Annotated in this window: 18 protein-coding genes; 16 read left to right on the plus strand and 2 right to left on the minus strand. The window is 40.6% G+C overall.

The window, feature by feature from the left end:
• The first annotated feature begins 65 nt into the window (after window positions 1–65).
• From rplR to rplQ, 13 genes are all read left to right on the plus strand, one after another.
• On the plus strand, window positions 66–416 hold the full coding sequence (gene rplR, locus WC743_RS27705; protein ID WP_373016817.1) for a 50S ribosomal protein L18: 351 nt from the start codon (window positions 66–68) through the stop codon (window positions 414–416).
• A gap of 12 nt (window positions 417–428) precedes the next feature.
• Window positions 429–947, plus strand: coding sequence for a 30S ribosomal protein S5 (rpsE, locus tag WC743_RS27710; protein ID WP_144246482.1), 519 nt, complete (start codon window positions 429–431; stop codon window positions 945–947).
• A 6-nt stretch (window positions 948–953) separates the two neighbouring features.
• Window positions 954–1133 (plus strand): 50S ribosomal protein L30, encoded by a 180-nt coding sequence (rpmD, locus tag WC743_RS27715; RefSeq protein WP_067059736.1) that lies wholly within the window; start codon window positions 954–956, stop codon window positions 1131–1133.
• Window positions 1134–1137: 4 nt separating this feature from the next.
• A complete protein-coding gene (rplO, locus tag WC743_RS27720) occupies window positions 1138–1584 on the plus strand; it encodes a 50S ribosomal protein L15 (protein ID WP_373016804.1) in 447 nt (148 codons plus the stop codon).
• Between the two features lie 6 nt (window positions 1585–1590).
• Window positions 1591–2934 (plus strand): preprotein translocase subunit SecY, encoded by a 1344-nt coding sequence (gene secY, locus WC743_RS27725; protein ID WP_373016805.1) that lies wholly within the window; start codon window positions 1591–1593, stop codon window positions 2932–2934.
• A gap of 8 nt (window positions 2935–2942) precedes the next feature.
• Window positions 2943–3734, plus strand: coding sequence for a type I methionyl aminopeptidase (map, locus tag WC743_RS27730; protein ID WP_373016806.1), 792 nt, complete (start codon window positions 2943–2945; stop codon window positions 3732–3734).
• A 63-nt stretch (window positions 3735–3797) separates the two neighbouring features.
• On the plus strand, window positions 3798–4016 hold the full coding sequence (gene infA / locus WC743_RS27735; RefSeq protein ID WP_022833270.1) for a translation initiation factor IF-1: 219 nt from the start codon (window positions 3798–3800) through the stop codon (window positions 4014–4016).
• Window positions 4017–4023: 7 nt separating this feature from the next.
• On the plus strand, window positions 4024–4140 hold the full coding sequence (gene rpmJ, locus WC743_RS27740; RefSeq protein ID WP_082855993.1) for a 50S ribosomal protein L36: 117 nt from the start codon (window positions 4024–4026) through the stop codon (window positions 4138–4140).
• 68 nt (window positions 4141–4208) lie between these two features.
• Window positions 4209–4586: a 30S ribosomal protein S13 gene (gene rpsM / locus WC743_RS27745; RefSeq protein WP_373016807.1), complete on the plus strand. Its 378-nt coding sequence runs from the start codon at window positions 4209–4211 to the stop codon at window positions 4584–4586.
• A gap of 131 nt (window positions 4587–4717) precedes the next feature.
• Window positions 4718–5107 carry a 30S ribosomal protein S11 gene (rpsK, locus tag WC743_RS27750; protein ID WP_373016808.1) on the plus strand — a complete coding sequence of 130 codons (390 nt, stop codon included), beginning with the start codon at window positions 4718–4720 and terminating at the stop codon, window positions 5105–5107.
• A gap of 66 nt (window positions 5108–5173) precedes the next feature.
• Window positions 5174–5782: a 30S ribosomal protein S4 gene (gene rpsD, locus WC743_RS27755; RefSeq protein ID WP_373016809.1), complete on the plus strand. Its 609-nt coding sequence runs from the start codon at window positions 5174–5176 to the stop codon at window positions 5780–5782.
• A gap of 96 nt (window positions 5783–5878) precedes the next feature.
• On the plus strand, window positions 5879–6871 hold the full coding sequence (locus tag WC743_RS27760) for a DNA-directed RNA polymerase subunit alpha (protein ID WP_373016810.1): 993 nt from the start codon (window positions 5879–5881) through the stop codon (window positions 6869–6871).
• Window positions 6872–7036: 165 nt separating this feature from the next.
• Window positions 7037–7600 (plus strand): 50S ribosomal protein L17, encoded by a 564-nt coding sequence (gene rplQ / locus WC743_RS27765; protein ID WP_373016811.1) that lies wholly within the window; start codon window positions 7037–7039, stop codon window positions 7598–7600.
• A gap of 81 nt (window positions 7601–7681) precedes the next feature.
• On the opposite strand, the gene WC743_RS27770 is transcribed toward rplQ, so the two are convergent.
• Window positions 7682–8020, minus strand: a complete 339-nt coding sequence (locus tag WC743_RS27770) for a hypothetical protein (protein WP_373016812.1) — start codon at window positions 8018–8020, stop codon at window positions 7682–7684.
• Between the two features lie 94 nt (window positions 8021–8114).
• Here WC743_RS27770 and WC743_RS27775 point away from each other — a divergent pair, with 94 nt between their 5' ends.
• From WC743_RS27775 to WC743_RS27785, 3 genes are read left to right on the plus strand one after another with little or no spacing between them, the layout of a single operon-like run.
• Window positions 8115–9851, plus strand: a complete 1737-nt coding sequence (locus WC743_RS27775) for a thiamine pyrophosphate-dependent enzyme (RefSeq protein ID WP_373016813.1) — start codon at window positions 8115–8117, stop codon at window positions 9849–9851.
• A gap of 29 nt (window positions 9852–9880) precedes the next feature.
• A complete protein-coding gene (locus WC743_RS27780; RefSeq protein WP_373016814.1) occupies window positions 9881–10522 on the plus strand; it encodes a phosphatase PAP2 family protein in 642 nt (213 codons plus the stop codon).
• A 60-nt stretch (window positions 10523–10582) separates the two neighbouring features.
• On the plus strand, window positions 10583–11773 hold the full coding sequence (locus WC743_RS27785; RefSeq protein WP_373016815.1) for a DUF1624 domain-containing protein: 1191 nt from the start codon (window positions 10583–10585) through the stop codon (window positions 11771–11773).
• A 5-nt stretch (window positions 11774–11778) separates the two neighbouring features.
• On the opposite strand, the gene trxA is transcribed toward WC743_RS27785, so the two are convergent.
• A complete protein-coding gene (gene trxA, locus WC743_RS27790; RefSeq protein WP_373016816.1) occupies window positions 11779–12081 on the minus strand; it encodes a thioredoxin in 303 nt (100 codons plus the stop codon).
• Window positions 12082–12382: the final 301 nt, after the last annotated feature.

Raw genomic sequence — 12382 nt, forward strand, 5'->3', positions numbered from 1 at the left:
AAAGGTATCAAGTTTGTTGGCGAAGTATTGAGAAGAAAAGCAGGTAAATCAGCATCTAAAAAATAATCGTCATGAAATTATCAAGAAGAGACAGGATTAAAAAAGGCATCAGAAAACGCCTTTCAGGATCAACAGCACGCCCTCGCTTATCTGTTTTCAGAAGCAACAAAGGCATCTATGCTCAAATTATTGACGATGTATCTGGTAAAACCATTGTTTCAGCATCATCTCTGTCAAAAGAGTTTACTGCTGATGGAACAAAATCAGACCAATCAGTAGCTGTAGGTAAGTTGGTGGCTGAAAAAGCTATCGCTGCAGGTATCAAAGACGTGGTTTTTGATAGAAATGGTTACCTGTACCATGGCCGTGTTAAATCACTGGCTGAAGGTGCACGTGAAGGCGGTTTAAACTTTTAATCGAAAACGGAAATGTCAACAATCAACATAAAAAGAGTAAAAACCAGCGAGATCGAATTAAAAGATCGGCTGGTAAGCATACAACGTGTAGCCAAAGTAACCAAAGGTGGCCGTACATTCAGTTTTTCTGCCATTGTGGTAGTAGGTGATGAGAACGGTGTTGTAGGTTACGGTTTAGGTAAAGCGAAAGAGGTTACCGAAGCTATTGCTAAAGGTATTGATGATGCTAAAAAGAACCTGGTAAAGGTTCCAATTATCAACAACACTATCCCTCATGAGCAAATTGGTAAATTCTCTGGTGGTTTTGTATTCTTAAAACCTGCTGCAAACGGTACTGGTGTAATAGCTGGTGGTGCAATGCGTGCGGTTCTTGAGTCGGCAGGTGTACATAACGTACTGGCTAAATCAAAAGGATCATCAAACCCACACAACGTGGTTAAAGCAACCGTATCTGCATTATCACAATTACGTGATGCACATACAGTAGCTCAGCAACGCGGTATTAGTTTAGGAAAAGTATTTAACGGATAAACAGTCATGTCGAAAATTAAAATAACACAGATTAAAAGCGTTATCGACAGAAGCGAGCGCCAGAAAAAAACTGTTGAGGCCTTAGGTCTTAAAAAAATTAACCACAGTGTGGAAGTTGAAGCCACTGCAGCTATTATTGGTATGGTTAGGAAAGTTAACCACCTGGTAGCAGTAGAAAATATTTAATATCATGAATTTAAGTAATTTAAAACCTGCAGAAGGTTCTACTAAAAATAGAAAAAGAATTGGCCGTGGTACAGGTTCTGGCCGTGGCGGTACATCAACCCGTGGCCATAAAGGTGCCGGTTCACGTTCAGGTACATCTACTAAGGTAGGTTTTGAAGGTGGCCAGATGCCATTACAACGCCGTGTACCTAAGGTAGGTTTCAAAAACCCTAACCGTGTAGAGTATGTTGGTGTTAACCTTGATGTGCTACAAGCATTAACTGAAAAATATACATTATCATCAGTTAACTTTGATACACTGAAAGAGCATGGCTTAGTTTCAAAAAATGGCTTGGTAAAAATATTAGGCCGTGGCGAACTTACTGCCAAATTAGAAGTTCAGGCACACGCATTTACTGCTACTGCGCAAAAAGCTATTGAAGCAGCCGGCGGAACTATTGTAAAGTTGTAAATTTCGATGAAGAAATTATTCACCACATTATCCAATATCTGGAAAATTGAAGATCTGAGAGTGCGTATAACAAACACACTCTTATTTCTTTTGATATATCGTGTAGGTTCTTTTATTGTTTTGCCTGGTGTTAATGCAGCTGCATTACATTCAGAGAAAGCTAAAGAAGGGCTTGTAGGCTTATTAAACATGTTTGCAGGAGGTTCGTTCTCACGTTCATCTATTTTTGCATTGGGTGTTATGCCATACATATCAGCATCAATTGTGCTGCAGTTGTTAGGCATAGCAGTTCCGTATTTTATTAAACTGCAAAAAGAAGGCGAAAGCGGCCGTAACAAACTAAACCAGTGGACAAGATACCTAACTATTGTTATTACTGCATTACAGGCAGTAGGATATCTGCGCTCACAGGTTACGCCTGATACCATGTTATTACCTAACCCATATTTTACGGTATTAAACGTATTTGTTTTAACAGCAGGTACCTTATTTGTAATGTGGTTAGGCGAGAAGATCACTGATAAAGGTATTGGTAACGGTATCTCATTGATTATCATGACCGGTATTATTGCCGAATTGCCAAGTGCATTTTTGGTTGAATTCCAATCACGTACTGGTGGTGCTGGTGGTTTAATAACCTTTATCGTTGAAATTGTGGCACTGCTTGGTGTGGTAATGTTTACCATATTGATTGTGCAGGGAACCCGGAAAATTGCGGTACAATACGCAAAACGTATTGTAGGTAACAAACAGTATGGTGGCGTGCGCCAGTATATACCTTTAAAGGTAAATGCTGCGGGTGTTATGCCTATTATATTTGCGCAGGCATTAATGTTTATACCGGCAACAGTTTCGCAATTTTTCCCTAATGCAAGCTCAAATAGTGCGTTAATAGCCTTATCAAACCCTAACTCATGGGAGCATAACCTAACGTTTGGTATATTAATTATACTGTTCACTTACTTCTATACAGCTATTACGGTTAATCCTAACCAGATGGCTGATGATATGAAAAAGAACGGTGGTTTTATACCAGGTGTTAAGCCGGGTAAAAGTACAGCAGATTATATTGATGCTGTAATTTCAAAGATCACGCTACCGGGATCTATCTTCCTGGCAATTATAGCTATTGTGCCGGCATTTGCCAGCATGGTTGGTGTGAGCAGTATGTTTGCAAGATTTTTTGGTGGAACATCATTGATCATCCTTGTGGGTGTGGTATTAGATACTTTACAGCAAATTGAAAGCCATTTGTTAATGCGTCATTACGATGGATTAATGAAAACAGGCCGGATCAAAGGCCGTTCAAGTATCCCTACAGCCGCGGGTGCAACCCCACCGGTTATTTAATATAATACATGTCAAAGATCAATTATAAGTCTGTCGAAGAGATAGAACTAATAAGAGAAAGTTCTTTACTTGTTTCCAAAACATTGGGGGAGGTAGCAAAAGTTATTGCCCCCGGTGTTACAACCCTTGAACTAAATAAACTTGCCGAAACATTTATCCGCGATAATGGCGGAGTTCCGGCATTCCTAAATTATAACGGCTTCCCTTATTCATTATGCATATCGCTTAATGACCAGGTAGTGCACGGTTTCCCCGGCAAACATGTTTTGGTTGAAGGCGACCTGGTATCTGTTGATTGCGGTGTAGTACTTAATAAGTACTTCGGCGACTCGGCTTATACCTTTGCCATTGGCGAGGTTGACGAGACCACTAAAACACTAATGCGTGTAACTAAGGAGTGTTTAGAGCGTGGCGTTGAGAAAGCCGTTGTAGGCATGCGCATTGGCGATATTGGCTACGCGGTGCAGGAACATGCCGAGAAGCATGGTTTTGGTGTAGTAAAAGAGCTTGTTGGCCATGGTGTGGGTATACGCCTGCATGAAAAGCCAGAAGTGCCTAACTATGGCAAGCGCGGTGCCGGTATTAAATTAGAGGAAGGAATGGTTATTGCCATTGAGCCGATGATTAATGCAGGCCGTGCCGGTGTTAAGTTTTGGGACGATGGATGGACCGTATCAACGGTTGATAAAAAACCATCGGCACATTACGAGCATACGGTAGCTGTAAAGAAGGGAAAACCGGATGTTTTGTCAACGTTTTCATATGTTGATGAAGTTTTAAAAGAAAAGAATAAAATATAAAATATTTTTATTAATTTTGCATCCCGGTTTTGGGGTGGATAATCAAGTAATAATCAGTAAAATATGGCAAAACAATCCTCGATTGAGCAAGATGGTACAATTCGCGAAGCATTGTCAAATGCAATGTTCAGGGTTGAACTTGAAAACGGCCACGAGATTATTGCACACATATCCGGTAAAATGCGGATGCACTACATTAAAATCTTACCTGGCGACAGAGTAAAATTAGAAATGAGTCCGTATGATTTAACAAAAGGAAGAATAACCTACAGATATAAATAAGAACGAGATGAAAGTTAGAGCATCCATTAAAAAACGCAGCGTTGATTGCAAGATCATCCGCCGTAACGGGAAACTTTACGTTATAAACAAAAAGAACCCAAAGTTTAAACAGCGTCAGGGATAATTAAAAATATTGTAACGATTCGTACAACGGTAGCCGCCGTTCGGTCGTTGCTTTAAAAACAAAAAAATATGGCAAGGATATCAGGTATTGATTTACCAAAAAACAAAAGAGGCGAGATAGGCTTAACCTATATCTACGGCATTGGCCGCTCAACTGCCCAGGAAATTTTAACCCAGGCTGGTATTGATTTTAATACAAAAGTGCAAGATTGGTCTGATGATCAGTTAACTGCTATTCGTACTATCATCAACGATCAAATTAAAGTTGAAGGTTCTCTTCGTTCAGAAGTTCAGTTGAACATCAAACGTTTGATGGACATAGGTTGCTACAGAGGCACCCGTCACCGTAAAGGTTTACCATTACGTGGCCAGCGCACTAAAAACAACTCACGTACCCGTAAAGGAAAACGTAAAACAGTTGCTAACAAAAAGAAAGCTACTAAATAGTAAATAGTGATTGGTGAGCGGTGAGTAGTTTTACTTGAAGCTTATCAGGAATATAAAATTATCCAAATGGTTGATGGGTCCGAATTAGAAATCACTAATTCACTAATTCATCAACTCAATAATTAAGAAAAATGGCTAAAAGTAAAAAAGTTACCAAAAAGCGCGTTGTAATTGTTGAAGCTGTAGGCGAAGCACACATCAACGCTACCTTTAACAATATCATTATCACCCTTACCAACAAAAGCGGACAAGCTGTATCATGGTCGTCTGCAGGTAAAATGGGTTTTAAAGGTTCTAAAAAGAACACTCCTTATGCTGCCGGTCAGGCTGCTGCCGATTGCGGTAAAACAGCTTATGATTTAGGCTTACGTAAGGTAGAAGTTTTTGTTAAAGGCCCGGGTTCAGGCCGCGAGTCTGCTATCCGTACCCTGCAAACAACAGGTATCGAGGTAACTACAATTAAGGACATTACTCCGCTTCCACACAATGGTTGCCGTCCTTCAAAAAGAAGAAGAGTTTAATTAACCCAATTTTTAAAGCTAAGATTCGGCAGCTGCGGGCTGCTTGATACTTTAAAACACACAAAAATGGCAAGATATACAGGCCCAAAATCAAAAATTGCGCGTAGGTTCCGCGAGCCGATCTTCGGTCCGGACAAAGCGTTAGAAAGAAAAAATTATCCTCCTGGCATGCACGGTGCATCCAAAAGAAGAGGAAAACAATCAGAGTACGCTGTACAGCTGATGGAAAAACAAAAAGTTAAATACACTTACGGTGTATTAGAGCGTCAGTTCGAAAACTTGTTCCACACAGCATCTGCTAAAGAAGGTATCACAGGTGAAAACTTGCTGAAATTCCTAGAAGCACGTTTAGATAATGCAGTTTACCGTTTAGGTATTGCACCTACACGTTCAGGCGCACGCCAATTGGTTGGTCACAAACACATTACCGTTAACGGTAGCGTTGTAAACATTGCATCTTACGCTTTAAAAGCTGGTGACGTGATTGCAGTACGTGAAAAATCTAAAACACTTGAAGCCATTACTAATTCAGTAGCCGGCCGTAAAGTAAATAAATATAGCTGGTTAGAGTGGGATGCTGCTGAATTAAAAGGCAAATTCTTAAACTATCCAAATCGTGATGAGATTCCTGAGAACATTAAGGAAAACCTTATTGTGGAGTTATACTCAAAATAATAACGATACTTATCCACAAGGTGATTGGCATATTATGTCAATCATTTTCGTGGTTATAATCTATTCAAATCATTAAACAATAAACAAAAGATATAAATGGCAATTTTAGCATTTCAAAAACCAGACAAGGTTATCATGCAGAAATCAAACGATTTTGATGGCACGTTTGAGTTTCGTCCGTTAGAACCAGGCTTCGGTGTAACCATTGGTAATGCTCTGCGTCGTATCTTACTTTCTTCATTAGAAGGTTATGCAATTACATCTTTACGTATATCAGGTGTAATGCATGAATTTTCAACCATTAAAGGTGTGGTTGAAGATGTAACCGAGATCATCCTTAATTTAAAACAAGTTCGTTTTAAAAAGACAGGTGAATCGGGCGATAATGAGAAAATATTTGTGATCATTAACGGCCAGGATACTTTTAGTGCAGGCGACATTACTAAGTTTTCAAACAACTTTACAGTATTGAACCCTGATCTTGTTATTTGTAACATGGATTCATCAGTAACGCTTGAAGTTGAGCTTACTGTTGCTAAAGGTCGTGGTTACATCAGTAACGAGGAAAACAAAAACCCTGATGCTAATGTAGGCGTGATAGCTATTGATTCTATCTTCACACCTATTAAGAATGTTAAATATACGCTTGAAAACTATCGTGTAGAACAAAAAACGGATTACGAAAAATTGATCCTTGACATTTCTACTGATGGTTCAATTCATCCTGAGGATGCTTTGAAACAAGCTGCAAAAATTCTTATTCAGCACTTCATGCTGTTCTCTGATGAGAACATGATGCTTGAAGCACAGGCTAAAGAAGAAACCAAAGAAGTTGACGAAGAAATTCTTCACATGCGTAAGATCCTTAAAACCGAATTGGTTGATTTAGATCTGAGCGTACGTGCATTAAACTGCCTTAAAGCTGCTGATATCCGTAGCCTTGCAGATTTAGTTTCTTACGATGTTGCTGATATGTTAAAATTCAGAAACTTTGGTAAAAAATCATTAACTGAAATTCAGGACCTGGTTAAATCAAAAGGATTATCTTTTGGTATGAACCTGTCTAAATTTAAGTTAGACGAAGAATAAGGTATTGTGAATAGTGATTAGAGAATAGTGATTGGTTTTAACTGCTCACAACTCTCTACTCACCACTCACTAATAAATAATAATAAACAATAAGCGAGGGCATAATTCCGCGGGCTTGATTTATAAGTCGCCCAACGGTATGCACGTGCACAAATTAACAAACAAATGAGACACGGAAGGAAAGTAAACCATTTAGGCCGTACAGACAGCCATCGTAAAGCGATGATGTCTAACATGGCATCTTCGCTTATCTTACACAAGCGTATTACAACAACTTTAGCTAAAGCAAAAGCTTTACGCGGTTATGTTGAACCATTATTAACAAAATCAAAAAACGATACTACGCACTCACGCCGTACCGTATTCAGCTACCTGCAGGATAAGGATACAGTGAACATTTTGTTCCGCGAAATTGCTGAGAAAATTGCTAACCGCCCAGGTGGTTACACTCGTATTGTTAAGTTAGAGAACCGTTTAGGCGATAACGCTGAAATGGCGATCATTGAGTTAGTAGATTACAACACCGTTTACACTAAAGACGCTGCTAAAACTGAGAAGAAATCAACACGTCGTCGTGGTGGTGCTTCAAAAGCTAAAACTGCTCCTGTAGCTGAAGAAACTGTAGCTGTTGCTCCGGTTGCTGAAACTGCACCAGAAGTAGAAGAAACTCCTGCAACTGAAGCTCCTGCAGCTGATGATAAAGAAGAAAATGCTGAAAAAGGCGAGTAATTAATTTTACTTCTTTTAAAATACAAAAGCCTCCTGATATATCGGGAGGCTTTTTTTGTGCGTGGTATTTTGGCTTAGTCTTTATTTATTCTCGTGATCAGGGAATTCAACAGGAGTAAATTCGGCAAACATATTACCGGTTTCGCTTAAAGTATTTAGTGGTACGTAAGTACAAACTACATCAAATTCGGCCCACATCTGGTGCACTACTTTATTTTGATGTGCCTGTTGTATGGCCTCTGCGGATAGCCATTCAAATATCTCAATAATAGTGCCGTTGGTAGCCTCTAATATCACAGGTTTTCTATCCGTTACCAGGCCCTCTTCCTTTAAACGGGGTACATGCGTATGTACTAATTTTTTTAATTCTGCCGATTTGCCTGCTTTAGGCTGATAGGCTACAATTACAACTCGTCCCATATAAATCAATTTAAGGTAATTTACTAAATTTTAAAACCCCCGCCACCTTATTAGGTTTAAGATTATATAATATTAAATAATATTAAACGGAAATATGGCAAATATAGCTGACCAAATGGTTGAAATGCTGGTGAATGCGGGCATCAAAAGAATATACGCGGTAACAGGTGATAGCTTAAACGAAGTGAATGACGCGGTAAGGCGCGAAGGGACTATCCAATGGATACATGTGCGCCATGAAGAAGCCGGAGCTTATGCAGCAGGGGCAGAGGCGCAGGTAACAGGGCAATTAGCCTGTTGCGCAGGCAGTAGTGGCCCGGGGCATGTGCATCTTATAAACGGCCTGTATGATGCACACAGATCAGGCGCCCCCGTTATCGCCATAGCATCAACCGTTGCCAGTTTTGAGTATGGCACCGAATACTTCCAGGAAACCAATACTATCAAACTATTTGATGATTGCAGTTACTATAACCAGGTTGCTACCACACCAAAACAATTTCCGCGTATGATGCAGGCAGGGATACAAGCCGCATTGCACCGCAAGGGAGTAGCAGTTATTGGCGTACCCGGAGATTTAACCAGTATGGATTCTGAGGAAATAATGAGCTCTACTATCAATTACAATCCTATACCAGTTATCAAGCCTTCTGACGAGGATCTGGGCAAATTGGCTGCGTTGCTTAATCAGCATAAAAAGATAACCTTGTTTTGCGGCATAGGCGCTGCCGATGCGCATGATGAAGTGGTTGCCTTATCGCAACGGCTGAACGCGCCCGTAGGTTACTCGTTCCGTGGTAAGATGGATATCCAGTATGATAACCCTAATGAAGTGGGCATGACCGGCTTATTAGGCCTGCCATCGGCTTACCATAGCATGCATGAATCGGATTTGTTAGTACTATTGGGGACAGATTTTCCATACACGCCCTTTATGCCTGCAGAATGCAAGATAGTGCAGGTAGATATTAAGCCCGAACGTATTGGCCGGCGTGCAAAGGTTGAGGTTGGTTTATGCGGATCTATAAAAGATACACTGGCTGCCTTGTTGCCCTTGATAGATCAGCAGGAAGATGACAGCTTTTTGAAGGCGCAGCTGGAGTTTTATGGTAAGGTTAAAAATAATATGAAAATTTACGTGGATGATGTTGGTAAGAAAGACAACATCCATCCCGAGTACGTTGCCAGCCTGATAAATGAGTTATCTGCTAATGATGCTATATTTACAGTGGATACAGGCATGTCATGCGTTTGGGGATCGCGGTATATCAATGCTACCGGCAAACGCAAAATGATAGGTTCTTTTAACCATGGCTCAATGGCCAATGCTATGCCGCAGGCAATTGGTGCCGCATTGGCAATGCCCGGCAGGCAGGTGATAGCCCTTTGCGGCGATGGCGGCCTGTCTATGTTGTTAGGCGATCTGGCAACTATAACGCAATATAACCTGCCGGTAAAGATAATTGTGTTCAACAACCGGTCATTAGGAATGGTAAAGCTGGAAATGGAAGTTGCCGGCCTGCCCGATTGGCAAACCACAATGCATAACCCGGATTTTGCAATGGTAGCCAAAGCAATGGGCATGAAAGGCATAACCGTTACCGACCCTGATGAGGCTAAACAAGCATTGCGCGAAGCTTTAATGTTCAACGGCCCGGCACTGGTAAATATCTTTACTGACCCTAACGCCCTGGCTATGCCGCCAAAGGTGGAACTAAGCCAGGTTAAAGGTATGGCTTTATCTATGACCAAATTAATGCTAAACGGCCGTGTGGACGAGGTGATTGACACCGTAAAAGCCAATTACAAACATTTTAAAGATCTGATCTAATATAAATGAATATACACAGGCGGCATATTATGCTGTTAGTACTATCCTTAATTACACTGGGTTTTATAGCGCTTACTATAATGGTTCAGTTGTTTCCGGCATCTGCAATTGATATTAAATTTTCCCGGGAAGTTCAAGAGCATCAAAACCATTTTATTGACCAGGCAATGTACTTGATAAGTATCCCCGGTTATATACCCGGTGCACCAATAATGATTGGACTAACCAGTTTGGTTCTTTTTATGTTTAAGTATAAAAAGGCTGCCTTATATGTATTGTTCACTATGCTTGCAGGCGTGGTGAGTACAATATTTAAAGCAATTGTGAACAGACCGAGGCCGTCTGATACATTGGTGCGGATAGTTTTTAAAACCACTCAGCAAAGTTTCCCCAGCGGGCATGTGTTGTTTTATGTGATCTTTTTTGGCTTTTTGGTGATGCTGATGTTTCAGCTGGAGAATGTAAATAAAACAGTTCGCATAATTGTTGGGGGCATTAGCCTGCTCATGATCTTTCTGATCCCTGTTTCCCGCATCTATTTAGGCGCCCATTGGTTCACAGACGTTTTAGGTGGATTCCTGTTAGGGCTGTTTTGTTTGTACCTGCTCTCCTGGCTATACCTGCGCAAGCGTGCCGGTAAAAAAGAAGCCCCGGTTGCAGAAAAACAATAGTTTTTTTGGAATATTTATAATTGCTATCTTCAAGTCATAAAACCTTGACTATTAGCAATTATGAGTGCAACCACAACTACCAAACAGCGGATCCAGTCTGTTGATGTTTTGCGGGGAGTAATTATGCTTATCATGGCGATTGACCATACCCGCGAATTTTTCCACCAGGGCGCTTTAACCTATAGTGCAACGGATATGGCTACAACCTACCCGGCGTTGTTTTTTACCCGTTGGATAACGCACTTTTGCGCACCGGTATTTGTTTTTCTGAGTGGTCTTTCGGCTTATCTTGCAGGCACACGAAGATCAAAAAGCGAACTAAGCGGATTTTTAATTAAACGCGGCTTCTGGCTTATATTGGTTGAGGTTGTGCTGATGTCTTTCGCAATTTTCCTTAATCCGCTTTTTAATGCAATTGCTTTGCAGGTAATATGGGCTATTGGTATCAGCATGATCATCCTCGCACTATTGGTTTGGCTACCGGTACGGATAATCGGGTTGATAGGCTTGCTGTTAATTGTTGGACATGATGTGCTTACTACACTAAAACTCCAGCCAAACAGTACTGAAGATGTATTAATGAAGATCTTTTTTACGGCAAGGGGTACATTGCTCGCTTTAGATCAAAATCACTACGCATTTGTTTTATATGCGGTATTGCCATGGACCGGTGTAATGCTGCTGGGGTATGCTTTTGGTACTTTATACAGATCAGATTATAATCTTGTGAGTAGAAAGGCAATTTTGTTATATTCTTCAATTACAATATTTATAGCCTTTTTAATTTTAAGATTTGTAAACGGGTACGGCGACCCGGCACCATGGGCGGTTCAAAAGAACGGCATATTTACGCTTATGTCGTTTCTTAACGTAAGTAAATATCCTCCCTCGTTAATGTATTGTTGCCTTACTTTATCAGTCGGGCTATTTGTATTAGCTGTAACAGAAAATGTTAGCGGGAAGCTTGCAGCCTTTTTTAAAGTGTATGGCAGTGTGCCATTCTTTTACTACGTGCTTCACTTTTACCTCATCAGGGTTTTATCGGTGATCGTATTTTTTGCCCAGGGCTTTAAAACATCACAGATCGTTACCCCAAATGTGCCTTTTTTGTTTGAACCGCCGGGCATGGGTTTTAACCTGGCTATAACATACCTGCTTTGGCTGGGAATAATTTTATTGCTTTACTACCCCTGCAAATGGTTCTCTAAGTACAAGAAAACTCATCACCAATGGTGGCTTAGCTATTTATAAAGCAATTAAGCTTTTATGTATTGCTGCATTATCTGCTGTAACTGGTTGGCCTGCATTACACCGCTTTGTCGCCATTTGCTTTGCCCGTTTTGGAATACCATTAAAGTAGGTACGCTTTGTACATTATAAGCGCTGGCAGCAGCGGGGTTTTTATCTATGTCTATTTTGATGATGGTAATCTTATCTCCCAGTGCATCTTTAACCTGTTTCAAAATAGGCGGCATCATTTTACACGGCCCACACCACTCTGCCGAAAAATCAATTAATACGGGTTTGTCTGATGCTATAATGTCCTGAAAGTTTGCCATTGGTCTATCTCCTTTTGGTAATAACGATTATTTTGGGAATACGTTTTAGTAAATGTGTTTTATAAAATGATTTGACGTGAAGATGATGAGTGCAAATTATTATTTGGGCGTTCCCTGCGGTCGGGCTTTATGCTCATACCGCACAGGGCTTTAGCCACGGGCCGGTACCCGCTGCAATCCATTAGGTTTGTTTTATATTTAAAAGATATCGCAAGTCAGAGGTGAACCAGCTCCGATCCTAGGTGTGGAGACCTATTTAGGGATTCGGTCCTCTGACTTTGCTATGCTTCGGGCTTAAATA

The organism is Mucilaginibacter sp. (assembly GCF_041660805.1).
Lineage (GTDB): Bacteria > Bacteroidota > Bacteroidia > Sphingobacteriales > Sphingobacteriaceae > Mucilaginibacter.

Coding starts and splice junctions, on each gene's coding strand:
- rpsE (WP_144246482.1), top strand. CDS start 429: ATGTCAACAATCAACATAAAAAGAGTAAAAACCAGCGAGATCGAATTA.
- rpmD (WP_067059736.1), top strand. CDS start 954: ATGTCGAAAATTAAAATAACACAGATTAAAAGCGTTATCGACAGAAGC.
- rplO (WP_373016804.1), top strand. CDS start 1,138: ATGAATTTAAGTAATTTAAAACCTGCAGAAGGTTCTACTAAAAATAGA.
- secY (WP_373016805.1), top strand. CDS start 1,591: ATGAAGAAATTATTCACCACATTATCCAATATCTGGAAAATTGAAGAT.
- map (WP_373016806.1), top strand. CDS start 2,943: ATGTCAAAGATCAATTATAAGTCTGTCGAAGAGATAGAACTAATAAGA.
- infA (WP_022833270.1), top strand. CDS start 3,798: ATGGCAAAACAATCCTCGATTGAGCAAGATGGTACAATTCGCGAAGCA.
- rpmJ (WP_082855993.1), top strand. CDS start 4,024: ATGAAAGTTAGAGCATCCATTAAAAAACGCAGCGTTGATTGCAAGATC.
- rpsM (WP_373016807.1), top strand. CDS start 4,209: ATGGCAAGGATATCAGGTATTGATTTACCAAAAAACAAAAGAGGCGAG.
- rpsK (WP_373016808.1), top strand. CDS start 4,718: ATGGCTAAAAGTAAAAAAGTTACCAAAAAGCGCGTTGTAATTGTTGAA.
- rpsD (WP_373016809.1), top strand. CDS start 5,174: ATGGCAAGATATACAGGCCCAAAATCAAAAATTGCGCGTAGGTTCCGC.
- WC743_RS27760 (WP_373016810.1), top strand. CDS start 5,879: ATGGCAATTTTAGCATTTCAAAAACCAGACAAGGTTATCATGCAGAAA.
- rplQ (WP_373016811.1), top strand. CDS start 7,037: ATGAGACACGGAAGGAAAGTAAACCATTTAGGCCGTACAGACAGCCAT.
- WC743_RS27770 (WP_373016812.1), bottom strand. CDS start 8,020: ATGGGACGAGTTGTAATTGTAGCCTATCAGCCTAAAGCAGGCAAATCG.
- WC743_RS27775 (WP_373016813.1), top strand. CDS start 8,115: ATGGCAAATATAGCTGACCAAATGGTTGAAATGCTGGTGAATGCGGGC.
- WC743_RS27780 (WP_373016814.1), top strand. CDS start 9,881: ATGCTGTTAGTACTATCCTTAATTACACTGGGTTTTATAGCGCTTACT.
- WC743_RS27785 (WP_373016815.1), top strand. CDS start 10,583: ATGAGTGCAACCACAACTACCAAACAGCGGATCCAGTCTGTTGATGTT.
- trxA (WP_373016816.1), bottom strand. CDS start 12,081: ATGGCAAACTTTCAGGACATTATAGCATCAGACAAACCCGTATTAATT.